The organism is Euzebya pacifica, from assembly GCF_003344865.1.
Taxonomy (GTDB): Bacteria; Actinomycetota; Nitriliruptoria; order Euzebyales; family Euzebyaceae; genus Euzebya; species Euzebya pacifica.
Genome location: NZ_CP031165.1, coordinates 1,219,255 through 1,243,660, shown reverse-complemented (window position 1 = coordinate 1,243,660; position 24,406 = coordinate 1,219,255). Strand labels below are relative to the sequence as shown.

Annotated in this window: 23 protein-coding genes; 14 read left to right on the top strand and 9 right to left on the bottom strand. The window is 71.6% G+C overall.

Features of this window, described 5'->3' with window-relative positions:
- Positions 1-83 precede the first annotated feature (83 nt).
- Positions 84-2,159: a SpoIIE family protein phosphatase gene (locus DVS28_RS05055; protein ID WP_114590493.1), complete on the top strand. Its 2,076-nt coding sequence runs from the start codon at positions 84-86 to the stop codon at positions 2,157-2,159.
- Positions 2,160-2,165: 6 nt separating this feature from the next.
- Here the strand turns inward: DVS28_RS05055 and DVS28_RS05050 are convergent, their stop codons facing one another.
- Positions 2,166-4,064: an alpha/beta-hydrolase family protein gene (locus DVS28_RS05050; protein WP_114590492.1), complete on the bottom strand. Its 1,899-nt coding sequence runs from the start codon at positions 4,062-4,064 to the stop codon at positions 2,166-2,168.
- Positions 4,065-4,122: 58 nt separating this feature from the next.
- Positions 4,123-5,106, bottom strand: coding sequence for a LysR family transcriptional regulator (locus tag DVS28_RS28160; protein ID WP_164709945.1), 984 nt, complete (start codon positions 5,104-5,106; stop codon positions 4,123-4,125).
- A 99-nt stretch (positions 5,107-5,205) separates the two neighbouring features.
- On the opposite strand from DVS28_RS28160, the gene DVS28_RS28155 reads away from it, so the two are divergent.
- The 7 genes from DVS28_RS28155 to DVS28_RS29880 all read left to right on the top strand — a co-directional run bounded on the left by DVS28_RS28155 (position 5,206) and on the right by DVS28_RS29880 (position 12,682).
- Entirely contained in the window at positions 5,206-6,141 is a 936-nt protein-coding gene (locus DVS28_RS28155) for a DMT family transporter (RefSeq protein WP_164709944.1), read from the top strand.
- A gap of 77 nt (positions 6,142-6,218) precedes the next feature.
- Entirely contained in the window at positions 6,219-7,340 is a 1,122-nt protein-coding gene (locus DVS28_RS05040) for a 6-phosphofructokinase (protein WP_114590490.1), read from the top strand.
- Positions 7,341-7,416: 76 nt separating this feature from the next.
- Positions 7,417-9,642 (top strand): transglycosylase domain-containing protein, encoded by a 2,226-nt coding sequence (locus DVS28_RS05035; protein WP_164709943.1) that lies wholly within the window; start codon positions 7,417-7,419, stop codon positions 9,640-9,642.
- Positions 9,643-9,865: 223 nt separating this feature from the next.
- A complete protein-coding gene (locus DVS28_RS05030) occupies positions 9,866-10,918 on the top strand; it encodes an IS110 family RNA-guided transposase (protein ID WP_114590488.1) in 1,053 nt (350 codons plus the stop codon).
- 14 nt (positions 10,919-10,932) lie between these two features.
- A complete protein-coding gene (locus tag DVS28_RS05025) occupies positions 10,933-11,862 on the top strand; it encodes a diacylglycerol/lipid kinase family protein (RefSeq protein WP_164709942.1) in 930 nt (309 codons plus the stop codon).
- 344 nt (positions 11,863-12,206) lie between these two features.
- Positions 12,207-12,458: a WhiB family transcriptional regulator gene (locus DVS28_RS05020; protein ID WP_108664332.1), complete on the top strand. Its 252-nt coding sequence runs from the start codon at positions 12,207-12,209 to the stop codon at positions 12,456-12,458.
- Positions 12,459-12,559: 101 nt separating this feature from the next.
- Complete coding sequence (locus DVS28_RS29880; protein ID WP_281273520.1) at positions 12,560-12,682, top strand: hypothetical protein; 123 nt, start codon at positions 12,560-12,562, stop codon at positions 12,680-12,682.
- Here DVS28_RS29880 and DVS28_RS05015 read toward each other — a convergent pair whose 3' ends face one another.
- From DVS28_RS05015 to DVS28_RS05000, 4 genes are all read right to left on the bottom strand, one after another.
- Entirely contained in the window at positions 12,683-14,131 is a 1,449-nt protein-coding gene (locus tag DVS28_RS05015; RefSeq protein WP_114590486.1) for a sensor histidine kinase, read from the bottom strand.
- Positions 14,128-14,367, bottom strand: a complete 240-nt coding sequence (locus tag DVS28_RS05010; RefSeq protein ID WP_216826401.1) for a biotin/lipoyl-binding carrier protein — start codon at positions 14,365-14,367, stop codon at positions 14,128-14,130. The genes DVS28_RS05015 and DVS28_RS05010 overlap by 4 nt, the downstream gene beginning before the upstream one ends.
- A 61-nt stretch (positions 14,368-14,428) precedes the next feature.
- On the bottom strand, positions 14,429-17,104 hold the full coding sequence (locus tag DVS28_RS05005) for a cell wall-binding repeat-containing protein (protein WP_114590485.1): 2,676 nt from the start codon (positions 17,102-17,104) through the stop codon (positions 14,429-14,431).
- 44 nt (positions 17,105-17,148) lie between these two features.
- The gene (locus DVS28_RS05000) at positions 17,149-17,493 is read right to left on the bottom strand and encodes a sigma factor-like helix-turn-helix DNA-binding protein (RefSeq protein WP_164709941.1); all 345 of its coding nucleotides are present in this window, start codon (positions 17,491-17,493) and stop codon (positions 17,149-17,151) included.
- A gap of 117 nt (positions 17,494-17,610) precedes the next feature.
- On the opposite strand from DVS28_RS05000, the gene DVS28_RS04995 reads away from it, so the two are divergent.
- Entirely contained in the window at positions 17,611-18,393 is a 783-nt protein-coding gene (locus DVS28_RS04995) for an enoyl-CoA hydratase/isomerase family protein (protein ID WP_114590483.1), read from the top strand.
- Positions 18,378-19,370, top strand: coding sequence for an NAD-dependent epimerase/dehydratase family protein (locus DVS28_RS04990; protein WP_114590482.1), 993 nt, complete (start codon positions 18,378-18,380; stop codon positions 19,368-19,370). The genes DVS28_RS04995 and DVS28_RS04990 overlap by 16 nt, the downstream gene beginning before the upstream one ends.
- Here the strand turns inward: DVS28_RS04990 and rsrA are convergent.
- Both rsrA and DVS28_RS04980 read right to left on the bottom strand, forming a co-directional pair.
- Positions 19,367-19,594: a mycothiol system anti-sigma-R factor gene (rsrA, locus tag DVS28_RS04985; RefSeq protein WP_114590481.1), complete on the bottom strand. Its 228-nt coding sequence runs from the start codon at positions 19,592-19,594 to the stop codon at positions 19,367-19,369. The two genes, DVS28_RS04990 and rsrA, sit on opposite strands and share 4 nt — an antisense overlap.
- Positions 19,594-20,271, bottom strand: a complete 678-nt coding sequence (locus DVS28_RS04980; RefSeq protein WP_114590480.1) for a sigma-70 family RNA polymerase sigma factor — start codon at positions 20,269-20,271, stop codon at positions 19,594-19,596. The genes rsrA and DVS28_RS04980 overlap by 1 nt, the downstream gene beginning before the upstream one ends.
- 132 nt (positions 20,272-20,403) lie before the next feature.
- Here DVS28_RS04980 and DVS28_RS04975 point away from each other — a divergent pair, with 132 nt between their 5' ends.
- From DVS28_RS04975 to DVS28_RS04965, 3 genes are read left to right on the top strand one after another with little or no spacing between them, the layout of a single operon-like run.
- A complete protein-coding gene (locus DVS28_RS04975; protein ID WP_114590479.1) occupies positions 20,404-21,336 on the top strand; it encodes a hypothetical protein in 933 nt (310 codons plus the stop codon).
- A complete protein-coding gene (locus DVS28_RS04970) occupies positions 21,333-21,800 on the top strand; it encodes an Rv3235 family protein (protein ID WP_114590478.1) in 468 nt (155 codons plus the stop codon). The genes DVS28_RS04975 and DVS28_RS04970 overlap by 4 nt, the downstream gene beginning before the upstream one ends.
- A gap of 36 nt (positions 21,801-21,836) precedes the next feature.
- Positions 21,837-22,799: an NUDIX hydrolase gene (locus tag DVS28_RS04965; RefSeq protein ID WP_114590477.1), complete on the top strand. Its 963-nt coding sequence runs from the start codon at positions 21,837-21,839 to the stop codon at positions 22,797-22,799.
- Between the two features lie 9 nt (positions 22,800-22,808).
- Here DVS28_RS04965 and DVS28_RS04960 read toward each other — a convergent pair whose 3' ends face one another.
- Positions 22,809-23,495, bottom strand: coding sequence for a maleylpyruvate isomerase family mycothiol-dependent enzyme (locus DVS28_RS04960; protein ID WP_114590476.1), 687 nt, complete (start codon positions 23,493-23,495; stop codon positions 22,809-22,811).
- Between the two features lie 48 nt (positions 23,496-23,543).
- Here DVS28_RS04960 and DVS28_RS04955 point away from each other — a divergent pair, with 48 nt between their 5' ends.
- Positions 23,544-24,404: a class I SAM-dependent methyltransferase gene (locus tag DVS28_RS04955; protein ID WP_164709940.1), complete on the top strand. Its 861-nt coding sequence runs from the start codon at positions 23,544-23,546 to the stop codon at positions 24,402-24,404.
- Positions 24,405-24,406: the final 2 nt, after the last annotated feature.

Below are 24,406 nucleotides of genomic sequence, written 5' to 3'. Positions count from 1 at the left end.
CCGACTGGCCCCGCGCGTCGCTATCGTGTTGGCCTGACAGGTTCGTCGGCGCGGGCCGACCCGGCGGGAGGGAGGACGAGCGAATGGAGCGGGACGAGCCGTCCGCCCTCGGGATCGACGACCTCGGGTTCCTCGACGCCGTGACCGACGTGGTGATCACCGCGGACCCGGCCGGCGTCGTGATCCACGCCAACGCCGCGCTGAAGGGCTTGCTCGGGTGGTCGCCTGCGGACCTCGTCGGGCAGCCGCTCAAGGTCATCGTCCCCGACCACCTGCGCGAACGCCACCTCGCCGCCTTCGCCGAACACATGGCGAAGGGAACGGCGCGCATCACCGGCGGACCGCCCGTGATCCTCCCCGCACGACACCACGACGGCCACGAGGTCGAGGTGGAGCTGACGTTGACCGATCACCGCATGCCGGACGGCACGACGGTATCGGTGGGCGTGCTCCGGGACCTGTCGACCGATCGGCAGCTGGAGTGGACGGCCACCATCGCGCAGTACCACGCGGTCACCGCCGAGGTGGCAACCGAGATCGCGCTGGTCAACGACGTCCACACGCTCAGCGACGCCTCGTCGGTCCTGCTGCGGGCGCTGACCAAGGCGCTGCGGTGGGACGCGGCCATCTTCTGGTTGGTGGCCGAGAACGGCAGCGCCCGCCCGGCCGACTACTTCCACACCGACGCGTTCACCGACGACTTCAAGCAGATGGCCGACCCCGGCCTGGTGACGGTTCCCGGCCGCGGCCTGCCCGGCAGGGTGATCAAGACCCGCAAGCCCGCGTGGATCGAGACAGTCGCCGACGACCCGGGCTATTTCCGCCGCAAGCGTGCCGAGCGACTGGGTATCACCACGACGTTCGCGTTCCCGATCCTCCGCGACGACCGGGTCGAGGGGGTCGTGGAGCTGATGTCCCGCGAGCCGGTGGCCGTGGACGCCGGCCTGCTGACGATCGTCGCCGAGGTCGGTCGTCGGGTCGGGGAGTTCCTCCACCGCCGCGCCGCCGAACGGGACGTCGCCCGGTCCGACGCCCGCAAGACGGCCATCCTCATGTCGGCCTTCGACGCGGTCATCGGCATCAACCACCATGGCACCGTGACGGACTGGAATCCGGCCGCCGAACGCATCCTCGGCCACGCGACCAAGGACGCCGTCGGACGACTGCTGGGCGACCTGATCGTCCCCGAGGACCTGCGCGAATCCCATCGGCAGGGCCTGCGGCGATTCCTGGAGACCAGGCGGCCCCGGATCCTCGGGCAGCCGCTCGAGCTGCGCGCCTTGCACGCGGACGGGCACGAGTTCCCCGTCGAGCTCGCGATCACCCAGCTGGAGGGCGTCGAACCGCCGGAGTTCGTCGGGTACCTGCGTGACATCAGCGAACGCAAGGCGGTGGAGGATGCGCTGGCCCGCAGCCGCGACGAGCTGTTCAGGGTCGCGACCACCCTGCAGGACTCGATGTTGCCCGCGACCCTCCCCCGGATACCGGGTCACGACGTGGGGGTGGCGTTCCGTCCCGCTGGTGACGGCGCGGAGATCGGCGGCGACTTCTACGACGTCTTCCAGCTCGACGACACGCGCTGGGCGGCGCTGATCGGTGACGTGCGCGGCAAGGGCGTGTCGGCAGCCCGGCTGACCGCCCTCGTCCGCTACACCGCTCGCGCGGCCGCGGTGGAGGCCCACGACCCCGTCCAGGTGCTGGGGCTGGTCAACCAGGCGATCCTGGCCCACGAGGCCGAGGAGCCGACGTTCTGCACGGCCGTCTACGTCGAGGTGGACCTGTCCCGTCCGGGAACGCTCCGGCTGGTCCGGGCGGGCCACCCCGCCCCGCTGCGGCTGGCTGCCGACGGCAGCGTGTCCCCGGTCGGGGCACGGGGGTCACTCCTGGGGGTGCTGGAGGAACCGTCGCTGACCGCCAGCGAGGTCGACCTGGCAGTCGGGGAGGTCCTCGTGCTCTACACCGACGGGCTGACCGAGGCCCGTACCGAACACGGCATGCTCGGCGAGGACGGGCTGGCGAGCATGGTCAGCGAAGTGGGCGGCACGTCCGCCTCGGTCGTGGCCGATCATCTCAAGCGCAGGACCGTGGAGCTCCAGGGCGGCCGCACGTCCGACGACCTGGCGGTCCTCGCCATCAAGCGCTTGGCGACCGACTCCTAGTCGACGTCACTCGTGCAACGTGCCCAGCCGTCCGGCCCGGGCGAGGTCGAGGTCCACGAGGGTCTCCTCCACCCTGCGCATCGTCGCCTCGTCCACGTCGGGCATGTGGTAGGCCGCGTGCACGAACCGGGCCATGTCGGCGCGGTAGTCGTGGCCGTAGGAGGTGAACGCGCCGGGCACCTGGATCATGGAGTTGACGGCATCCACGGCGGTCTGCAGGAACGTCACGACCGGTGACCAGCGCATGCCCTCGGGGACGCCTCGGCCGCGGTGGTCGCCCTGCAACCAGCGGGGCTGCTGGACGGCCAGGTCGGGGCCGAGCACGGCGATGGGGTCGTTGTCGTGGGACAGGATCACCGCACGGAGGCGATCCCGTTCGGCCGGGGACCGTGCGTCGAGCTGGGCCCATCGGTCGAAGACGCCGACGGTCCCGGGCGGAACGAGGTCGGAGCTGCCGCGGATCATGCCGCTGCGCGACCACCGGGCCATCCACGGCAACCCCACCCACAGCGCCCGGTCAATCCCGTAGTGGTCGAACCCGCTGATGCCCAGGTGCATGATCACGTCGGAGGCGGTCCACGCCCCCAGGCTCTCACCGAACACCAGGACGGTGGGACGCTGCTCGGGTGGGACGGCACGCAGGCGTTCGCGGACCCCGAGCAGCAGGATCCGGAACTGGCTGCGGCCGAGCGGGATGTTCTGCAGGGCCAGGTAGGAGGGATGGCGCCCGTACTGGATCGCGCAGGTGGCGATGTCCCCACGGGCGAACAGCTCGGCGGACTCCACCAGCGTCTGGTCCACCCAACCGGTCCCCGTGGGGGAGGTGAGCAGCAGGAACCGTCGGTCGTAGGCACCCGTGCGCTCGAGCTCCTCCAGCGCCAGCTCCGCACGGGCGGTGGGATACAGCGGTTCGGCGTCGTGGCCGACGTAGACCCGAACCGGATCGTCGAGCGCAGGCTCCCCCATGACCTGCTCGATCAGCTCGCGGTCGAGGACGTCGGTGACGAACCGGCGCCCCTGCCGGCCGAGCTCGGCGAAGTGCGACTGGCTGCCCGGTCCGCCGGACACGGTCGATCGGTCGGGCGCACGGTCGTAGCCGGCCTCGATGGCCGCGTTGCCCTGTCCCACACGCTCCACCGCCGCGTGGTACAGGGTGTTGAGGCCACGTGACCACAGCATGCCGTTGGCCGCGACGGCCAACGCCGTCTTGGCACGGCCGGGACCGAGCCACGCAGCCAGGGAGCGCCCGGTTGCCTGGACGGCCTCGCCCAGCAGCCGGCCGCCGAGCACGACGCCGGCGCTGATCGCCGCGCTCTGGGGCACGGCGGTCCGTTGTTCCAGCGGCCACGGTTCGATCGCCGCGATCCGCTGGTGGAGTCGACGGTCCGCCCACAGGCCGACACCAGCGACCACCGAGGCGGTTGCCACGGCTGCGCGCACGCCGGAACGGTCGGGCTGGCGGACCCAGGCCGCATGTCCGATGTCGTGGATCGCACCCCCCGTGGCGATCGACCGCAGCATCGCGCCCCCACCGCGGAGGCTGGACCACCACAGCCGTTCGTCGCCGCGCTCCGGCAGGTTGGACAACCCCAGGCCCAGCACGGCCAGTCCGCCACGCACGAGCAGCCGCCGGCGGGTCGCGAGGTGGGGGCCGAGCAGCGGTTCCAGCGCAGCCTCGCTGCGGTCGGCGATGGTGCGCATGGAGAGAACGGCGAGGCCCCCGACGACGCCCTGCAGCACCGAGGTCCGGGGCATCAGGGACGGCGAGAAGGAGTCCAGCCACGCGACCGTGGCCATCGGCGCCGACGGTGATGCCGGGTCCGGACGCAACCACTCCACGCCCGAGCGAACCGGACCCGAGCGGGCCAGCCCGAGCACCCCGTCGATCAGCCGTCCTGCGCCCATCCCTGCGTGCCCTTCGTCCCGAGCTTCCCAGCGGCGTCCGGCCGCCGGCCGCCGGAGCCTAGTGGTCCACCAGCGGAGCGGTCGATTCACCGTGCCCCAGGAGCTGTGCTCGAAGCCCCATCACCCGTGCCCGTTCGGCGAGGACCTGCAGCAGCCGATCGACCGCGGCGACGGGCCGACGCGACGGTCGGCAGAGGGCACGTACGCGGCGCATGCCCAGGTCCGGGGCACCGTCGAGGAACCTGACCGTGCGGGACTCCGCGCCCGACACGTGGGCCGGGACCGCCAGGTGCGGGGCGAGCGTGGCGCCCAGTCCTGCCTCAGCCAGCGCCACCGCGCTGACGTACTCGTCGCAGATGTGGACCAGCCGGGCGGAGAAGCTCCAGCGACGCTCGAGGTCGGCCAGCATGGCGCCGCCGGCGCTGCCGGGGACCTGGCCGATCCACGGCCGTGCCACGAGGTCGGCGCGCAACCGGTCGGGGCTGGTGTCGTCGACCGCCCACCCGGCGGGCACGATCACCCGGTAGCGGTCATCGACGACAAGCCGGGTGACCGGCGCCGATCGGTCCCCGTGGGGTTGCGCGGTGCCCAGCAGCTCCTCCGTCATCACCACGTCCACGCGACCAGCATGCAGGGCGTCGAGGGCAGGAGGGCCCTCGAGCTCGACGATCCGCAGGTCGAGCCCCGCGTCCCGCAGGACCCCCGCACCCATCAGGGGCGCCAGCATCTGGCAGATCACGGTCTGGAAGGTGGCGATCTCCACCGGCCGCGCATCGGCATCCGACCAGTCCGCGAGGTCGTCGGCGGCCAGGACCACCTCGCGACCGATCGTGCGACCCCGGGCGGCCAGGCGTGCTCCGGCCTCGGTCAGGCGGATCTGGCGTCCGGACCGGTCCAGCAGTCCCACGCCTGCCTCGCGCTCCAGCTGCCGCAGCTGCTGCGACACCGCCGACGGGGTCAGGTGCAACGCCGCGGCGGCGCCCACCACCCCGCCGTGGTCGTCGACGGCGGCGAGGGTCACGAGGCGTGTCGGGTGCAGCATCACGCAGGAAGTCAACCACCCTGGATGAAGCATCGCTTCATCTTCGATGAAGAACATCGAAGCTGTGCTTCGACGTGGGGTCGTGCAGCCTGTGCCTCGATGCTGCTGTCACCCCAGTCCCGCCCCGCTGCCCGCTCACCGCTCGTCGGCGCCGTCGTCGGCTCGCTCGGCATCGCGATGAGCGGTGTCTGGGTGGTGCTCGCCGACGTGCAGCCTGCGCCTGCGGCCTTCTTCCGCTGCGCCTATGCCCTGCCCCTCCTGGCGCTCGTGGCCTGGCGTCGTCGACCCCTCGAGCCGGTCGCCATGCGGGCTCGGTTGATGGGTGGGCTGGCCGGCCTGTTCTTCACCGCCGACCTCGTCATGTGGCACACCGCGATGGACCTGGTCGGCGCCGGCCTTGCGACGGTGCTCGCCGCCGGCCAGGTGGTCATCGTGCCCCTGGCCTCGTGGGCGCTGCTCGGGGAGAAGCCCCACGCCCGGGTCCTGGCGGCCATCCCGGTCCTGGCTTCCGGTGTGGTGATCATCTCCGGCGTGCTCGGCACCGGGACCTACGGGACCGACCCCGTCCGCGGGTCCCTCCTGGGCGTCGGGACCGGGGTGGCCTACGCGGGGTTCCTCCTCGCGTTGCGCCAGGCCAACATCGGCAACGTCCGGCCGGCAGGGGCCCTGCGGGATGCCACGGCGCTCGGGGCGATCGGCACCGCCGTGGTCGCCGTCGCACAGGGCCAGGCAGCGGCGCTGGTGCCGTCGTGGCCTTCGGCGGGATGGTTGCTGGCCCTGGCCGTCGGCTCGCAGGTGGTCGCATGGCTGCTGATCACCGCCTCCCTGCCGAGGCTGCCTGCGGCGCTCACCTCCGTCGTCCTGACCCTGCAGCCGGTGGGCTCCATGCTGCTGGGGGCGGGCCTGCTCGGCGAGCGGCCCACGCCGGTCCAGCTGCTCGGGGTCGCGCTGGTCGTCCTCGCCCTGCTGCACGCCACCGGGGCAACCGCTCGCCGGCGCGTGGCACGACCCGAACCGTCGGTTGCCGTGACGTGACGCCGCTGACCCCTGCCTGCCCCCTCCCCGACCTCGCTGGCGAATAGGCTGGTCGCACTCGGCGAGGAGGACGAACCATGGTGAAGAGCATCGGCGTGCTGACCGCAGGCGGTGATGCCCCGGGGCTGAACGCCGCCATCCGGGCCATCGGCAAGTCGGCGATCCGCAAGCACGGCCTGTCCGTCGTCGGGTACCTCGACGGCTTCCGCGGCCTCATGGACCGACGGCACGTGCGCCTGGACTCCGAGGCGTTGTCCGGCATCCTCATCAAGGGCGGGACCATCCTCGGCACGTCGCGTGACAAGCCACACAAGATGCGGGTCGGCGACCAGACGCTGGACATGACCGCCGCCATGGTCGAGACCGCCGCGAACATGGGGGTGGAGGCCATCGTGTGCCTCGGCGGTGGCGGGACCCAGAAGAACGCCAAGCGCCTGGCCGACGCGGGCATGAACGTCGTCACCCTGCCGAAGACGATCGACAACGACGTGTGGGGCACCGAGCGAACGTTCGGGTTCGACACCGCCCTCTCCATCGCGACCGAGGCTGTCGACCGCCTCCACTCCACGGCACACAGCCACCACCGCACCATGGTCGTGGAGGTCATGGGGCACAACACCGGCTGGCTGGCGCTGGGCGCCGGGCTCGCGGGCGGCGCCGACGTCATCCTCATCCCGGAGATCCCCTACAGCGTGGAGAAGGTCGCGGAGACGCTCATGGCCCGCAAGGCCTCGGGCAGCCGGTTCTCCATCGTGGCGATCAGCGAGGGCGCGATCTCCACTGAGGAGAAGGCCGAGCTCGACCGGTTGCTGGCGGCCAAGGGCGATGCCGGGGACAGCGACGAGAAGGCGGCGGCGAAGCAGGCCATCGCGGCCTACGAGCACGAGCTGACGCAGTCGACGACGATGCTGGCCGAGCGACTGGAGGCATTGACTGGCATCGCGTCGCGCACCACGATCCTCGGGCACGTCCAGCGCGGTGGCAGCCCCTCGGCCGTCGACCGCCTGCTCGCCACCTACATGGGTGCCGACGCCGTGCAGGCCATCGTCGAGGGCGACTACGGCAAGATGATCGCCACGTCTGGGCGCCACATCGTCAGGCTCCCGCTGGAGGAGGTTGCCGGCCGCCGGCGGACCGTGCCCCTGGACCACAAGTGGATCGAGGCAGCCCGCACCCTGGGGGTTGGCTTCGGGGACTGACGCGCAGGCGACAGGCGGACCGGTCCGCTGCAGGACCTGCCCGGCCGGCGATGCCGGGCTGCGCGACACTGGCCCCGTGACCCGGCGTTGGAAGGTTTCGTGGCTGGGGCTGCTGCTTGCCTGCGCCCTGCTCGCCTCGGCCTGCGACCAGCTGGTGTCGGTCGAGGTCCGGGACGTCGACCTGCCCGAGGTCGATGCCTTCGCGCAGTCCTTCGTCTACGCCGCGGACGGCACCCAGATCGCCACCTTCCGGTTCAGCCACCGCGAACCGGTCGAGCGCGAGGACCTGCCCGATCACCTGGTCACCGCGCTCGTCGATGCCGAGGACCGACGCTTCTGGGACCACGAGGGCGTCGACCCCCGAGCGGTGGTGCGGGCCTTCGTGGCCAACCGGCAAGCCGGCGAGGTGGTCCAGGGCGGCTCGACCCTGACCCAGCAGCTGGTCAAGAACCGCTACTTCCCCGACCCCGAGAACACCATCGAACGCAAGCTGCTCGAGGCCCGTCTCGCCTGGGAGCTCGAGCAGGACGCCACCAAGGACGAGATCCTCACCGAGTACCTCAACACCGTGTACTTCGGCGCCGGCGCCTACGGCATCGAGGCCGCCGCGCAGGTGTACTTCGACACCACCACCACCGAGCTGTCCCTCGCGCAGTCGGCCCTGCTGGTGGCGGTCATCCGCTCGCCGGAGGCCGCCAACCCGTTCACCGCCCCTGACCGTGCCCGGGCCGAACGGACTCGCGTGCTCGACGCGTTGACGCGCAACGGCGACCTGTCGGCTGCGGACCGAGACCAGCTCGACGCCGCCCCCCTGGGCCTGACCGAGCCACCCGAAGCACCCCCCGTCCAGTACCCCTTCTTCGTGGAGTACGTGAAGCGGCAGCTGGTCGGCGACGAGCACTTCGGCGTGGACGAGGAACGCCGGTGGCGTCGGCTCTTCGGTGGCGGCCTGCGCATCCACACCACCATCGACCCCGCGGTCCAGGCCGCAGCCGACGCCGCCTCCACCGCGTTCTGGTCGGGCGCGGAGGATCCGGAGGTGGCCATCAGCGTGGTGGACCCGGCCACCGGCCACATCGCCGCGCTGGTCGGCGGCAGGGACTTCGCCACCAGCCAGTTCGACCTCGCCACGCAGGGACGGCGGCAGCCCGGCAGCACCTTCAAGGTCTTCGCCCTGACCGCCGCGCTGTCGCGCGGCTGGACCCTGGACTCCGTGATCGAGTCCGGGCCCGGCAGCTTCGACGTGGGCGACCCCGAACCGTGGACGGTCCGCTCGGGCACCACCGGCGAGATCACCCTGCGCGAGGCGCTGGTGCGTTCCTCCAACGGGGCGTTCGCCCGCCTGGCGCTGGAGCTCGGCCCCGGCGCGGTGGAGAACATGGCCCACTCGATGGGGGTCCGCGGCAGGATCGGCAGCAACCCCTCGATCGTGCTCGGCGGCCTGTCGGAAGGGGTGAGCCCCCTCGACATGGCCAGCGCCTTCGGGACGCTGGCCAACGGGGGCGTGCACGCCGCCCCGACCGCCGTGACCCACATCACCGACGCCGACGGCAACGTCGTGTGGGAGCCCCGCGGGCTGCCTGTGACGGTCGTGGACCCCGAGACCGCCTGGCTCGTCACCGACACCATGCAGCAGGTCGTCACCGAGGGCACCGGCCGGGCCGCGTCGCTGGGCGAGCGACCATCGGCCGGCAAGACCGGGACGGTCCAGGAGAACCGCGACGCATGGTTCGTCGGGTTCACCCGCGAGTACAGCACCGCCGTGTGGATCGGGTATCCCGACCGGGCACGTCCGCTGGTCGACGTGCACGGGGTCGCTGCGGTCCAGGGCGGGACATGGCCGGCCAGGATCTGGCAGCGATTCATGTCCACGGCGTTGGAGGGCCGGCCCATCCAGCCGTTGCGCTACCCCCACGAGCTCGCGGTGACCGTGGAGATCGACCCCGAGACCGGCGGCATCGCGACCCCCTTCTGCCCGGTCACCGAGACGCTGACTGCCCTTCCTGCCGAGCTGCCGACGTTCTCGTGCCCGTTGCACCAGCACCCGCCGCTGCCGACACCCGACCCCTCGGCCAGCCCGTCCACGACTCCTGGCACGACGCCGGCCCCCGACGGCGGCCCGCAGACGGCCCCACCCGATCCCGGCGTGGCGCCACCACCGCCGGCCACACCGACCCCGGCGGCCACCCCGACCGGCCTGCAGCCGACCGTCCCGGCCTCCCCCTCGCCGAGCCCCACCCCCACCCCGACGCCGACCACCGACGACGGCCCCCAGGCCCCGTCCGACAACACGTTCGGCTGATCCGACCAGTAGCCTCTTCGTCAGTGTCATGCTCCCCAGGCCCCGCCCAGTTGGCTCATAGCCTCGCTGCCTCGCTCTGGTGATGGCTTCCACGCGAAGTGTCGCTGGGTGGGGGCGTCGGACCGGCCGGCGTGACTTGATAGGAGCTTGGCGTTTCCTGACCTCAACTGAGGTGTGTCCACCGACCGGTCCTGTCACCCATCAACGACAGGAGACACATCCCATGATCAGGCTCGGAGTCGACGCGCACAAGCGCACCCACACCATCGTCGCCATCGATGATGCAGGCCGTGTCCTGGATGACATCACCGTGCAGACCACGGTGGCCGGCCACGTGAAGGCCGTCGCGTGGGCTGAACAGCTCGGCGATGAGCGCTGCTGGGCGCTTGAGGACTGCCGGCACCTCACCCGCCGGCTGGAGCAGGACCTGATCCGCGCCGGCGAGGCGGTCGTGCGAGTCCCACCGCGCCTGATGGGCCAGGCCCGCCGCGGCGGCCGCAAGCGCGGCAAGTCTGACCCGATCGATGCCGAAGCGGTCGCCATCGCCGCGCTGCGCAACCCCCAGCTGGCCTCAGCACGACTGGACGGGCCCGAGCGGACCATCCGCCTGCTGGTGGATCATCGTGAGGACCTGGTCACTGAGCGCACCCGCATCCACAACAGGATCCACTGGCACCTACACGAGCTGCGCATCGACGACATCGCCCCCAAGACCCTCAGCCGCTACACGGTGCTCGACGGGCTGACCGCCAGGCTGGCTGAGCACGATGGAACGGTGGCCAACATCGCCACAGAGCTCATCGACCGGTGCCGCCATCTGACCGTGCGGATCAACGACCTGGAGCGGGAGATCGCCGAGCTGACCGCTGCCCAGGCCCCGTCGCTGCTGGCGCTGCCAGGCTGCGGGGCGCTGACCGCAGCCAAGCTGATCGGCGAGACCGCTGGAGTGGATCGCTTTCACTCCAAGGCCGCGTTCGCGATGGTCAACGGCACCGCGCCGATCCCGGTGTGGTCATCCAACCGTGAACGGTTCCGGCTCAACCGTGGCGGCAACCGGCAGCTGAACGTGGCGTTGCACCGCATCGCGATCACCCAGATGCGCATCCACCCCCCGGCACGCGCCTACGTCGACAAGAAGCTTGCCGAGGGCAAGACCAAGACCGAAGCGATCCGGGCGCTGAGACGACGCCTCTCCGACGTCGTCTACCGCGCCATGGTCACCGACCAACAGACCCCTCAACCGGCCCCGGCGACTTGCGTCGCACTCGCCGCTTGACATAGGAGATTCACGTGCAGATCCTCGTCGTCACCAATCCGGCCGCGCGCCGGACCAAGCCCCACCTCTCGCGTTGGGTGGCTGATCGCCTCAGCGACGTGGCCAAGGTCGATGTCATCGCGACCACCCACCGCAACCATGCCACGGAGATCGCCCGCGACGCAGCCACGCGGGGACTCGATGCCGTCGTGGCCCTCGGGGGCGACGGGACCGTCAACGAGGTGCTGCAGGGGCTTGCCGGCAGCCCGACGGCCCTGGCGGTGCTGCCGGGTGGGTCGACCAACGTCTACGGACGCATCCTCGGGTTGCCGCGCAGCCTGACGGGCGCCACCTCGATCCTGTTCCAGGCGCTCAAGGAGAACCGGGTACGCCAGGTGCCGGTCGGCCGCGCCAACGATCGCTGGTTCGCGTGGTGCGCCGGGTTCGGCTACGACGCCGACGTCGTGCGCGAGGTCGAGTGGCACCCACGGATGAAGCGCTACCTGGGGCAGACGTCCTTCCTCTACCACGGCTGGGAGGCACGCAAGCGGGCCGCCGAGACCACCATCGACATCGAGGCCGGCCCGGCCCGCCCGAAGGGACGCCAGCGCGGTGCGCTCAAGCGCGAACGGGTGCTCGGCGCCGCGGTGGTCTGCAACGCCGACCCCTACACCTTCTTCGGGCCCCTCCCCTCGCGCATGTGTCCCGAGGCGACGCTGGAGCGTGGCCTGGACCTGACCGCCCTGACCGACATCTCGCTGCCCGCGTTGCTGCAGACCATGCGCAAGGCGCTGACCGGCCGTGACGTCCGGGACCTGCCATGGATAACCGGGTGGCACGATCGGGAGTACTACGAGCTGACCGCGAGCCGTCCGCTCCCCGTGCACACCGACGGGGACCCGGTCGGCACCACCCAGCACCTGCGCGTCGAGGTCGTCCCCGATGCGCTGCAGCTGATCGTCTGACGGACCAGTCACCTCGGGCCACTCGGCCCCTGTCCGTTCGGCCACCAAAAAGGGGTGCGAGTTCTTGCAAGCGGGTCTGGACGGGGCCCAACGGCGCTTGTACTCTCCTTCACAAGCGAGCGCGAGCCCCTCGCCAGTGACCGGCTTCACTTGGGTCCCGGTTTCACGCCCCTCTTCACCGAGGTGTTCTCGCGCCATCGGGTACCACCGTTGTTACCCACCGAACCCAGCTGTTCGCAACCGTCGAACGGCGATGCCGATGCAGGTCCGTACGTCCCGAGCCGATATCCCCGCCCCCGCGGACACGAACTTGCCATATCCCGAGAAGGAGCGAGGCGCACATGCTGTCTTGGCGTAGTCGATCCGCCTGCCTCGACGAGGACCCCGAACTGTTCTTCCCGGTCGGTAGCACCGGCCCGGCGCTGGAGCAGACCGAACGAGCGAAGGCCATCTGCCAGGCCTGCCCTGTCGTGGCCGAGTGCCTCGAGTGGGCGCTGGAGTCCAACCAGGACGCCGGTGTCTGGGGCGGCCTGAGCGAGGACGAGCGTCGCGCGCTGCGCCGTCAGCGCCAACGCCGCCGTCGTCTGGCCAGCTAGCCAACGGTCCCCCGCTGGACCCCTACCTCGAGCCCCCCGCGGAACGCCGTCCGCGGGGCCGCCTGGACGGACTCCGTCCTTGGCTCTCGACCGCCGTCGTCGTGTTGCTCCTGCTCTCGATCGCGGCGGTCTACCTCGTCACCGCCCGCCAGGACCCGTCGTTGGAGATCCCGCTCGACGCCGTACCCGCGCAGGAGGTCGACGTCCCCCAGCCCTCGGACTGATCAGGGAAGGGGGATGACCAGCTCGACCGACGTGCCCCGCTCCGGGGACAGGGTCGTGATGGTCCCACCGAGCTCGCTGGTCACCAGGGTTCGCACGATCTGCAGCCCCAGGTTGGCCATCGACTCGAGGTTGATGCCCTCCGGCAACCCGACACCGTCGTCGGCCACGATCACCGACAGGGTCGACGGGTGTCGCTCGAAGCGAAGCGTCACCGTGCCGCCCGCCTCGGTGAAGGCGTGCTCCACGGAGTTCTGCACGAGCTCGGTCAGCACCAGCGCCAGCGGCGTGGCGATGTCGGCGGTCAACTCGCCGGGGTTGCCCTCGACGCTGAACGCCACCTTCTGGTCGGGGCCGACCAGTCCCTCGGCCAGCATGTCAACGATGCGCGTGGCGATCTCGGAGAACGACGCTGCCTGACGTGCCTCCCGCGAGAGGATCTCGTGGACCAGCGCGATGGAGGAGATGCGCCGCACTGATTCGGTGAGCGCCTCCTTGCCCTCCTCGCTGGCGACCCGACGTGCCTGCAGCCGCAGCAGCGACGCGACCGTCTGCAGGTTGTTCTTCACCCGGTGGTGGATCTCGCGGATGGTCGCGTCCTTGACGCGCAACGCCCGCTGGTGGCGGCGCAGCTCGGTGATGTCACGGACCAGGATCAATGCGCCGGTCAGCTGCTCGCCCTCCATCAGGGGCATGATCCGTCGCAGCACGACGGCCCCGTCGCCCTCGATCTCGCCGAGGACGGCATACCCCTCGTCGAGCGCCGCGTCGGTGTCGTCGGGGCGCGGGTCGACGTCGGCGATGTTGGCGCCCTGGAGCCCCTCCATCTGCCCGACCCGTCGGTAGGCGCTGATGGCGTTCGGCGAGGCGAAGGTGATCGTGCCGACCTCGTCGATCCGCATGATGCCGTCCCCGACCCGGGGGCTGACCTCGTGTTCCTCGGGGCGGTCACCGGCGGCGTAGGGGAACTCCCCCTCGCACAGCATGCGGGCGAGCTGCCCGGCCGCCTGGAGGTAGGTCAGCTCGAGCTGGCTGGGCGACCGCGCGGTCGCCACGTTGGCCTCACGGCTGATGACGGCGATGATCTCGCCGCCGTATCCGACCGGGATGGCCTCCTCGCGCACGGGCACACCGGTGGACCAGTCGGGGTCGGCGTCACGGATGACCCGCCCCTCGGCGAACCCACGGCCCACCATGGGCCGCTGATGGCGCAGGAAGAAGTCGCCGACGAGGTCGTCGACGTAGATGGTCTGCGCGGTGTGGGGCCGCATCTGTCCGACGCAGCGGTAGCCCTCGTCGCCCCGCTCGTCGGTGTCCTCCACGAACAGCAGCAGGTCGGCGAAGGACAGGTCCGCCAGGACCTGCCACTCCGCAAGCAGGCGCTGGAGGTGGGCGGCCCCGGGCTTGTCCAGTCCGTCGATGCGTTCGAGGAGGTCGGTCAATATCGTCACCGGCGGATCGCCACCAGGGCGTCGCCCTCCTGCACGATGTCGCCCAGCGCGACACCGATGGAGGTGATGGTGCCTGCGGCGGGGGCGGTGATGGGGATCTCCATCTTCATCGACTCGACGACGAGGAGGGTCTGCCCGTCCTCGACGACGTCGCCGACGGCGGTGTTGATGGCGATCACGTTGGCGACCATGTCGGCGGTCACGGTCAGGTCTCTGGAATCGGGTTGGCTGCTCATCGTCGTTCGATTCTCCCAGCAGGGCGGAGGTGCGCGGGTGGCCGGACGGACCGGCTGCTGGTCATCGACCGCGGCGGATCTCGTCGCTGGCAGCGTAGGACACCTCGGGGTCGACCAAGGCAGCGGAACCCAGCACCGTGCCGTCCCTGACGTCCCCGGCGGCCAGCAACGCCGCCGTCGGCGCGGCCAGGTGGGTCGGGGTCGTCAGCAGCAGCGGTGCCCCACGGCGTGCCGCGGTGGGCGCGGCCGCCAGCGCCCAGGCCCACGCGGTGCTGTCGTAGCCGTTGGCGAGGAGGACCTCGTCGAAGGTGCCACCGTCGCTCCACAGCCGTTGCGCCACCGCGACGGCCGTGGCGGTGCGGTCGTCGCCGGCCATGCGGCTGGGTGACGGCAGGTCGGCGACGACGGCGTCGCTGACCGCGGCCGTCCCACCGAGCACGATGGTGGAGGCAACGTCGAGCCGATCGATGGCGTCGGCGGTCTCCGGCGACAGGGTGGCGGTGTCGGTGAGCATGACGGGGATGCCGGCAGCGGCGCCGTACGCCCCACCCGACAGCGCGTCGGCCCACGGGGCGGCGTCATCGGGGCCGGCCCGGGCGATCATGACGCGGTCCTCACCCGAGCGGTCCAGCACGACCTCGGCGACGGCGGCGGCCGTCGCAACCCGGGAGGGGCCCGCCAGGCGGACGACCTGACCGTGCACGGCCAGCCGGTCGGCCACCGCGGGGGCGACGGCCGCGGTTCCTCCCAGCACGTAGATGGTGGCCCCGGGTGCCAGCGCACGGTCGAGCTCGGCGTCGACCCGTGGGTCGAGGCCATCGGAGGGGGTCAGCAGCAGGGGCCCGTTGCGTCCCGCCAGCGGTCCACCGGACAGCGCGTCAGCGAAGACGTCGTGCCGGGCGATCACGGCCACGGTGGCCTCACCGCCGTCGAACGTGGCCGCGCTGACGGCTGCCGCGGCAGCGATCGGGTCGTCGGTGTCGGCCAGGCGGTCGAGGATGTCGTAGCGAACCTCCACCGATCCCTGGACCGGGTCGGCGTCCTCGGCGGTGACCGTCCACAGGTAGGTCCCGGGGGCGGCCGTCCCCTCGGACCAGCTCGCGTCGACACGGTCGCCCGATCCCTGCTGCTGGTGGACCGTCGTCCCGTCGGGCCCGATGATGTCCACCTGCCACGTCGCACCGGGCCACAGCACCGCGGAGACCGCGACCGGCGTGGTCAGCCGGCCATCGAGGTCGGCCAGGGCCTGGGTGGGGCTGGCCAGCGCACCCTCGATCACCGGGGGCTCCATCTCGAGGTGGCCCAGGGCGGAACGTCGGCCGTCGGCGGAGACCTCCCACTCGTAGGACCCGAGCGCCCAGCTGCTGCCGGCGAGGTCGATGGTGCCGGTCGCCGCAGTCCCGGACCCCTGGGCGCGGAACACGACGTCGCCAGCGGGATCGCGCAGGTCGATCTGCCAGTCGCCGGGCGGGTCGAGGGTGGCGGCGAAGGTCACCCGGTCGACGTCGGGGTCCCCGCGGACGACCCTCGTGGAGGTGATGTCGGACGCCTGGTCGACGATGAGGTCCCCGGCGCGTTCCCGGACGGCGGTCCGCGTGGCGGGCAGGCCGTTGTAGGGACCGTCACCCGGACAGGTCGTGGTCGAGACGTCGCGGTGTCCCGAGATGTTGTCGAGCGTGACCGCCTGGCCGTCGGGATACCGGGAGGATCCGGCGCTGACCGCCACCGACGTGCCCGTGGGGTGGAAGTGGTGGACGTCGGCCTTCCACGCGATCAGCTGCTCCAGGGCCGTCTGCATGGCGCTGCCGGGCGTGGCGGCGGTGTAGGTGCCCAGCAGGGCGACTCCCGAGGATCCGGTGTTGAACCCGCCGGCCTGGGCGCCGATGACGGCCCGGTCGATTCCCCCTGCACGACCCTCGTAGATCGTGCCGTAGGCATCGATGAGGAAGTTGTAGCCGATGTCGTTCCAGCCGTTGCCGTTCACGTGGTAGCTCTGCACGCCACGGACCGCAGCCGCGGCCTGCGCCTGGCTGTAGCCGTTGGAGCTGACGGTGTGGTGCACGAACATCCGGTCGACCTCGGCGGCGTAGGCCGGGGGGTCCTCGACGATGGACTCGTCGGCCCCCCATTCGGCGCGGCTGAGGATGGTGGGTTGTGCCGCCAGCGCGGTGGCCGTGTCCCGTGGTGTGCCGTTCCAGGCGGCCACCATCGCGTCCCACGCGCGTTCGGGGACCGACCGGTCCAGGCCCAGCGGGTCGATCAGGATGGCCTCGGCCCCGGCGAGGTCGCCGTCGAGTGCGCGGACCTGGAGGCGGTCGGCAGGACCGGTCCACAACGGATGGGTGCGCTCGGCGGCCGGGCCGGCTGCTTCGGCGGCCGCCAGCGCCTCCGGCGATGCCGGGTCGGGCCCTTCGTCGTGCATGTGCCCGAGCGGGGTCCATGTCGACCAGTCGCCATCACCCTGCGCGGTGCGGACCTCGACCTGCACCTCACCGGGGAGCGCCAGCGCCAGCATGGCGAACGGCGCGGTCTCCTGCGGGTCGCTCGTCACGATGCCGTCAGCGGCGAAGGTGCCGCCGGGCGGCGCCTGGAGCGGGACGTGTTCCAGCCGTACGGGCACGACGGCCTCGACCGGCGTGGGGGCAATCGCACCCAGCAGGCAGATCGCGACGACCAGCGCCGGCAGCACGAGGGTGCGCACCAGGCGTCGTCCGAGGGTGGCAGTGACGGTGACCAACGCGCGCCACGGTATCGCCGAAGCGCTGGCGCGCGGAGAACCCGTTACTTGCCGAGGAACCGCTCCAGGCCCTTGAGGGGCCCGATCTCGCGGATCCGCTCGAAGGCACGGGTCTCGATCTTCTTGACCTCGTGGATCGTGATGCCCAGGCGGTCAGCGACCTCACCCGGCTTCATCGGGGTGCCGTCGACGAGGCCCATGCGCGCCTCGAGCACCTTGCGCTCGATGTCGGGCAGGCGCTGCAGCACCGACGCCAGCTTGTTGCGCAGGCGCAGCGCTTCGGCCTCCTCCGGGTTGCGTCCCCCGCCCCGGGACTTGCCGGAGTCGGAACGCGGTCGAGAGGAGCTGCTGCCCTTGTCGGGCTTGCCTTCGGGGCTGCGGCGGTTCACGGGTCGCAAGACTAGCGGTTGGCGGGTCGGCCGCAGACCACGACGAACGTCCGGGTGCGGACGTGTCGCCGTGGCGCGATGCGGCCCTGTCCACACCGGCATGAGAGGATTCCACGCATGGAGCCCGACCTCGTACTGGTCGAACGCGACGGCCCCCTGCTGCGCGTGACGATCAACCGCCCCGATGCCCGAAACGCCATCAACGTCGACGTGACCGTGGCGTTGCTCGACGCCATCCGGCAGGCAGAGGCCGCAGACGACATCGTCGCCGTGGTCCTGACCGGAGCCGGCGACCGGGCCTTCTGCGCCGGCGGCGACCTCGGCGGGCTGGACCTCGGGGCCGGCGAGACCGCCATCCACCGGGGACGGGCCCTGTTCGCGGAGGTCCTGGAGGGGTTCCGACGCCTCCGTCGACCGGTGATCGGGCGGGTCAACGGGCACGCGCTGGCAGGCGGGTTCGGCCTTGCGCTGGCCTGCGACGTCCTGATCGCCGCCGACACGGCCACGTTCGGGGCGACGGAGGTCAAGGTCGGCCTGTGGCCACACATGATCTCCACCGTGATCGCCGACCACGTCGGCCCGAAGAAGGCGATGGAGCTCATGCTGACCGGCACACGGTTGACCGCTGCAGAGGCCCTCGAGCTGAAGCTGGTCAACCGGGTCGTCCCTGCCGCCGAGCTGGACGCTGCGGTCGACGCGTTCACCGACCAGCTCGCGGCCCTGTCGCCCGTCGTGCTGTCGTTGGGCAAGGAGTCCTTCGGTACCTCCCGGACCATGCGCCGCGAGGACGCGCTCCCCTATCTGGCGGGCATGCTGTCGGTGCACGTGCGCACCGACGACGCCAAGGAGGGAATCATGGCGTTCCTGGAGAAGCGCGCCCCGGCGTGGACCAACCGCTGATCGACATCGCGTCGGCCACGCCCGTGACGCCCTCCACGGTCCTCGTGACCGGCGGCTCCGGGTTCATCGGACGGTCGCTGGTGGCGGAGCTGCTGCGGCGAGGTGCCGAGGTCATCAACCTCGACCCGGTCCCCGGCCCCGGCCGCTGGCTGGCGGGCGACGTCCGGCACCTGCCGCCCGACCTCCCGGTGGTCGACGCGGTGGTGCACGTCGCCGGCCTGGCCGGAGGCGGGTCACCGACCGACGTCGAGCTCCACGACGTCAACGCCGGCGGCACGACCGAGGTCGTCGACCATGCGGTCCGCACCGGTGTTGGACGGTTCGTCCTGATCAGCTCCATCGCCGTGCTCGGACCCTCGGAGCTGCCGCTGGACGAGTCGGCGCCACCACGGCCGACCACCGCCTACGGCCGGTCCAAGCTGCTGGCCGAACGGGCGGTCCTCCGAGCTGCCCGCGAGGCCGAGCTGGAGGTCACCGTCGTCCGGCCCGGCTACGTGTTCGGCCGGGACAACCGCGGGAACTTCGGCCGGATGGTGGCGGCAGCCCGGGTCGGACGGTTCGCGATCCCGGGGCGGGAGGACACGCTGAAGGCCGGCATCTACCTGCCCGACCTCGTCGGCCTCCTGGCCCGGACGCTCGAGGAGCCAGCGCCACCGAGGATCGTGCATGCGGTCTATCCCGACACCCCAACGCTGCTGGCCCTCGTACGGATGCTCCACGAGCGACTCGCAGCGGGACCACTGTCGCGACGGGGCAGCGAACCCCGGGTTGTCCCCGAGCCACTGGTCCGCGCGGGGATCGCCGCGCTGGACATGGCCGCCCGCGCAGGGGTCTCCAGCGCCGCGGACCTCAGCGAGACGATGCACAAGCTGCGCGAGAGCTCCAACGTGGTCTCGTCGGTGGTCCCCGGCTCGAGCTGGGCGTTCGGGTGGCAGACAGCCCTCGACGACCTGCTCGTGTCCGGGGTGGACGGTTAGCGCAGCTCCAGCTTCGCCATGACGTTGTCGATGAGGCCGGGGGGTGCGGCGTCCCGGCAGGACGTGGCCACGATGGCCTTCAGTCGCTCCTCGAAGTCGGCACGATGCCCACACGGGGGGCAGTCCAACATGTGGGCCTCGACCTTTGCCCGCGTGTCGGGGGCACATTCGTCGTCCAGGAACTCCTGGAGCTGGTCGAGGAACTCGGTGCAGCGGTCACCCATCAGCTGATCCTCTCCTCGTCGTCGGTCGGTTCGTCAGGGGTGAGATCGTCCGGGGAAATGATCCCGTGGCGAACCGCGTGGTCGTACAACGCCTTCTGCAGCCCACTTCTTCCGCGATGCAGCCGACTCATGACGGTCCCGATGGGCGTGTCCATGATCTCGGCGATCTCGGCGTAGCTGAAACCCTCGACATCAGCCAGGTAGACCGCCGTCCGGAACTGCTCGGGAAGGCCGTCGAGGGCGTCCTTCACCGCCTGCGCGGGAAGCTGCTGCATGACCTCGAACTCGGCGCTGGGGGTCGTCCCGCCCTCGAGCCGGTCGAACAGCGAGAAGTCGCCGGAGTCCTCGAGGTTGTCCTTCACGCCGTCGGCGGAGACCTCCTGGGGACGTCGCTGCTTCTTGCGGTAGGAGTTGATGTAGGTCGTGGACAGCACGCGGTAGAGCCACGCGCGCAGGTTCGTGCCCGGCCGGAACTGGTGGAAGGAGGAGTAGGCCTTCGCCATCGCCTCCTGCACCAGGTCCTCGGCGTCTGTCCGGTTCCGGGTGTACCGCATCGCGGCCCCGAAGAGCTGGTCGACATACGGCATGGCATCCCTGACGAAGATCTCTCGACGTTCGTCGTCGGTCAGCTGCTGCCGAACGGGGCTGCTGGAGTCCTGCTGCGGGGTCGTGGCCATCTCCGTCGAAGTGTACGGGGAAACCACCCTTCACGATTCGACGCACACACAATGTCGTGTTAAGTCTTGTCAAACAGTCTTCAACTGGGCTATACCGTTCTCGTACACCTACGAACACGTACGGGAGTGGTGATGGACGTCGACGAGCTGGATGCGTGGCTGGGAACCGGAGACGAGGAATCGGGAGGCCAGGATTCGAGAGGCCCGGACGATGACGGCCGGGCCCGGGCACCATGGGGTGCGGCGCCGCCCCGCACCGACGACCTCGGCAGCGGGCGGGACGATCGGGGCCGGCGGTGGGTTCCCATCGCGGGCGGGGCGCTGCTGCTGTGGCTGCTCGTCATGGCGGTGGCGTTCGGGCGCGGAAGCGGGACCGACGATGCGGACGAATCCCCTTCCGTGATGGACACCGCGATGGCGGCAGGATCCGCGCCGACCGAGCCCGTCGGGACCGCCGGGACCATCCAGCCCGCCGAGGCCGTTGAGCCCATCGGCCCCGCCGACGACGCAGCCGCGGGGAATGCCACAGGAGGCGACGCCGCGGGGCACGTCCACGAGGGCGAACGCGACTTCGGTGCCATCGTGGCCCTCCGGACGGCGGTGACGGAAACAACTGACGGGACCGATCGGTACCTGGAGTGGGCCGTCCCCGTCGACCGAGTACCGCTGCACGAGGACGTGACGCTGGTCGTGCTCGACGCCGTCTGGCTGCGCGGTCGGGACGGCGTGTTCGACCGCGCCGAAGCAGGCCGCTTTGCGGTGCCGGTCGGCGCCGACGGGGCAGCGCTGACGGCCCCGTGGGCCGTGGGGGCGGCCATCCCATACGACCCCCCGGAGCCGATCGAACCGCCGGTGCTGCGACAACGGGTAGCCGAGGTCGAGGACGCGCTCGTGATGGACGGCTGGACCGACGTGGTGGTGCACGCCAGCGATGCCCACGCCGACCTGACCGGTGTGTGGGTCGTCGTCGTGGACGGCGTCGACCCGGCAGGGGTGCAACGGATCGGTGCGCTGCTCTGGCTGCACGACGACGGGACCCTGCGTGTGCTCGGCGGTTCGAGGTGACGCGCCCCCGCACGCCGCTGCAGCTCGTGACCGCGTTCGCCAGCCTGCTGATCGAGGTCGAGGCGGGCGTGCGTCCGGCGCGACACCTGCGACCGATGCTCGCACCCGAGCTGCAGACCACGCTCCGTCGTGTCCCCAGGGGCGGCATCGGTGGGGGTTTCGCGCGCGTCCAGAAGGTGCTGGTGCAGACACGCGGCGATCGGTGCGAAGCCGTGGTGCTGCTGGCCCGCCCCGAGCGGACCACCGCGCTCATCGTCTCACTGATGCGCGACCGGACGGGCTGGCTGGTCGTGGACCTGGCACGACCCGGCGAGGACCCGATGCCCGACCTTCCCCCGGAACACCCGACGCTGCCCCAGATCGCTTGGCACCGCGCCCCCCGCCCGGAGGACCAGCCACGAACATGGCAGCTGCCCGCCGGATGGCAACGGCCACGCCGGCCGGCGATGCCCGACGCGGCATGAGGTCGGGGACCTGCGGGCGACCTATCGTGGCGCGCCATGGAGCCTGCTGCCCTCCTCCCGCTGATCACTCCGCTCCTGTCGACCGGTGAGGTCGTGGCCACCCCCGACACGGCGGTCGCGACGGCGCTCGCTGCCGCCGGGTGGGAGGTGCGCATCGAGGAACCGGCCGCGCTGGCCGACGACAGCGTCGGGGCGATCCTGCTTCTGGCCGGCGAAGTCCCTGCCAATGGCGACCGGGGCCCGACGCTGCTGGCCGACGCGGTCCGCGCCACGCGGCCAGGGGGGATCATCGCCGTCGCGGCGCCGTCGGCAGTCCCTGCGGAGCTGGCCGGGGTCGGCGACGGGCAACCTGCGCTCGCCGCTGCGGCGGCGGACCACCTCCTGCGGGAACGTGGCATCGACGTCGAGCTGCTGGCCGCGCCCGGGGCGGCCGCACGCCTTGCCGGTCGCCCCTGGGCCGGACTGGAGGACCTGCCGGTGGACCGCACCCCGGGCCTGCTGGAGGCCGGGGAGGTCGTCCTGGCCGTCGGACGCAGCCCGGGCAGCATGGCGGACCGCAGCCGGACGTTCTTCGGCTCGATCGCCCGGAAGATCACGGCGGCGTCGGTGATCTGCACCGACGAGGCCGGTCGTGTCCTGGTGGTCTTCGACGACTTCCGGCGGATGTGGACGTTGCCGGGAGGGCTCGTGGACGCCGCGGAGAGTCCGGCGGACGCAGCCGTCCGCGAGGCGTGGGAGGAAGGCGGTGTGCGCGTCGTGCTCGACGAGCTGCTCGGGGTGTTCGCCCACGACCACCCCGACCGCGTGCAGTTCTTCTACGCCGCCCGTCCGGCGGCGCCGACTCCCGACCCGTCCCCCGTGCACACCCACGAGGTGACCGAGGTCCGCTGGGTCACGCGCGCACGGGCCGAGGCGATGGTCGACCCGATGATGCGTCGCCGGATGCAGGAGTGTCTCGACGGGCGGGCACGCAATCCCGTCCGCACCTGGGGCTGGTGACCCTGCGGCTCAGCGGTTGACGATCGAGCGGACCAGGTCGAGGTCGCCCTCGACGTCGAGGTCGACCAGCGATTGACGTCCCCACACCGCCAGCCAGAGCTCGTCGGCCGAACCAACGACGGTCGCCCGAGCAGCGTCGGGGTCGCCGTGGGAGGTCGACTGCGTGGCGCCCTCCTCCGAGGTCAGGACGACCGTCCCCTCCGGCGCATCGTCGGCGCGTGACCGCGGCAGGAACACCGACAGGTACTCCGCGATGCCGTCGTGCGCCTGGTCGACCTGGAACCCGACGGCCCGGTTGCGGGCCAGCTGGGCATCCCAACGGTGGATGGCGGCCTCGTGGGCCATCCGACGGTGCCAGAACGACACGGTGTCGTTGGGGGGGTCGAAGGTGAAGGCCAGGGCGTCCGGTGGCAGGCGACGGAGGGTGTCGAGCAGGACGGCGGTGCCCTCGCGAAACCAGTCGGCCAGCCCGTCAGCCGGCGGGGTCGGCCGCGGACCGGGAGGCGGGTCGGTCACCCCACGGTCCAGGTGGCTGCCGTGGAACCACTGCACGACGCCCAGGTGCCCCAGCAGGTCGGTCATCGTCCAGCCCGGGCAGGGTGGGACGGGCACATCGAGGCTGCCGGACAGGACCGCCTCGAGGAAGGCGGCGGATTCGTCCTCGATCATCTGCAGGTGGTCCACTCGGCTGATCATGGCATGTCCGGCGGCCACCGGGCGGCCGAGTGGCTAGGGTTCGCCGCCGTGACGTCGCACCACCGCACCCGAGCCTCGTGGACCGCCCGTGCCGTGGCGTTGGGCCGTGCCGTGGGGCGCGGCGATCTGCACGACGGGCTGGCCGAGCGGGCGCTCCCCCGTCTGGCGCGTCCCGCAGTTCGCGGCCTGCGAGCCGCTGCGACGCTTCCCGGCGGACGGGCGGCCGTGGCCGTCGGGCTCGGCGGGCTGAACGTGCATGCCGCGTTGCGGATGACGGCGGTCGACGCCGAGGTCGAGCGGGCCGTGCTCGCCGGGATCAGGCAGGTCGTCGTGGTCGGCGCCGGATACGACTCGCGCGCGTGGCGGCTGGAGGCCCTCCGGGGAGCAAGCGTGGTGGAGGTCGACCGCCCGGCAACCCAGCGACGCAAGCGGGCAGCCATGGCCGACCTGACCCCGCTCGCCGACGTGCAGTTCGTCGCCGCGGACCTGGCCGAGGACTCGCTGCTGCTGGCCCTGGCCCCGACGTCGTGGGACCGACAGCGGCCCACGCTGTGGGTGTGGGAGGCCGTCGTGCCCTACCTGGACGACTCGGCCGTGCGGTCGACCGCCACGGGGCTGGCCGAGCTGTCGGCCCCCGGCAGCCGGCTGGTGACGACCTTTGCCCACCCGATCGGCGGCGGCGGGCTCGCCGGTGCGTTCGTGGAGGGCGGGGCTCGCCTGGTGTTCGAGGCGCTCGGCGAGCCCCTGCGATCCTCCTACGACGACTGGGACATCACGGCGCTGGTGACCGAGGCAGGGTTCGAGGATCCCGTCGTGACGGGCGCCAGCGAGTGGGCCCGAGCCGTGGGGCAGGACGCCCCACGGCTGGTCTTCGCCGCCGAGCGGCTGGTCACCGCCGCCCGACGCTGAGG

Bases quoted from the DNA above. Each gene is read 5' to 3' on its own strand.
- DVS28_RS04960 (WP_114590476.1), bottom strand. From the start codon at position 23,495: ATGATCAGCCGAGTGGACCACCTGCAGATGATCGAGGACGAATCCGCC.
- DVS28_RS04995 (WP_114590483.1), top strand. From the start codon at position 17,611: ATGGAGCCCGACCTCGTACTGGTCGAACGCGACGGCCCCCTGCTGCGC.
- DVS28_RS05050 (WP_114590492.1), bottom strand. From the start codon at position 4,064: ATGGGCGCAGGACGGCTGATCGACGGGGTGCTCGGGCTGGCCCGCTCG.
- DVS28_RS05010 (WP_216826401.1), bottom strand. From the start codon at position 14,367: ATGAGCAGCCAACCCGATTCCAGAGACCTGACCGTGACCGCCGACATG.
- DVS28_RS28155 (WP_164709944.1), top strand. From the start codon at position 5,206: ATGCTGCTGTCACCCCAGTCCCGCCCCGCTGCCCGCTCACCGCTCGTC.
- DVS28_RS05030 (WP_114590488.1), top strand. From the start codon at position 9,866: ATGATCAGGCTCGGAGTCGACGCGCACAAGCGCACCCACACCATCGTC.
- DVS28_RS04965 (WP_114590477.1), top strand. From the start codon at position 21,837: ATGGAGCCTGCTGCCCTCCTCCCGCTGATCACTCCGCTCCTGTCGACC.
- DVS28_RS05055 (WP_114590493.1), top strand. From the start codon at position 84: ATGGAGCGGGACGAGCCGTCCGCCCTCGGGATCGACGACCTCGGGTTC.
- DVS28_RS04980 (WP_114590480.1), bottom strand. From the start codon at position 20,271: ATGGCCACGACCCCGCAGCAGGACTCCAGCAGCCCCGTTCGGCAGCAG.
- DVS28_RS05040 (WP_114590490.1), top strand. From the start codon at position 6,219: ATGGTGAAGAGCATCGGCGTGCTGACCGCAGGCGGTGATGCCCCGGGG.
- rsrA (WP_114590481.1), bottom strand. From the start codon at position 19,594: ATGGGTGACCGCTGCACCGAGTTCCTCGACCAGCTCCAGGAGTTCCTG.
- DVS28_RS04975 (WP_114590479.1), top strand. From the start codon at position 20,404: ATGGACGTCGACGAGCTGGATGCGTGGCTGGGAACCGGAGACGAGGAA.
- DVS28_RS28160 (WP_164709945.1), bottom strand. From the start codon at position 5,106: ATGCTGCACCCGACACGCCTCGTGACCCTCGCCGCCGTCGACGACCAC.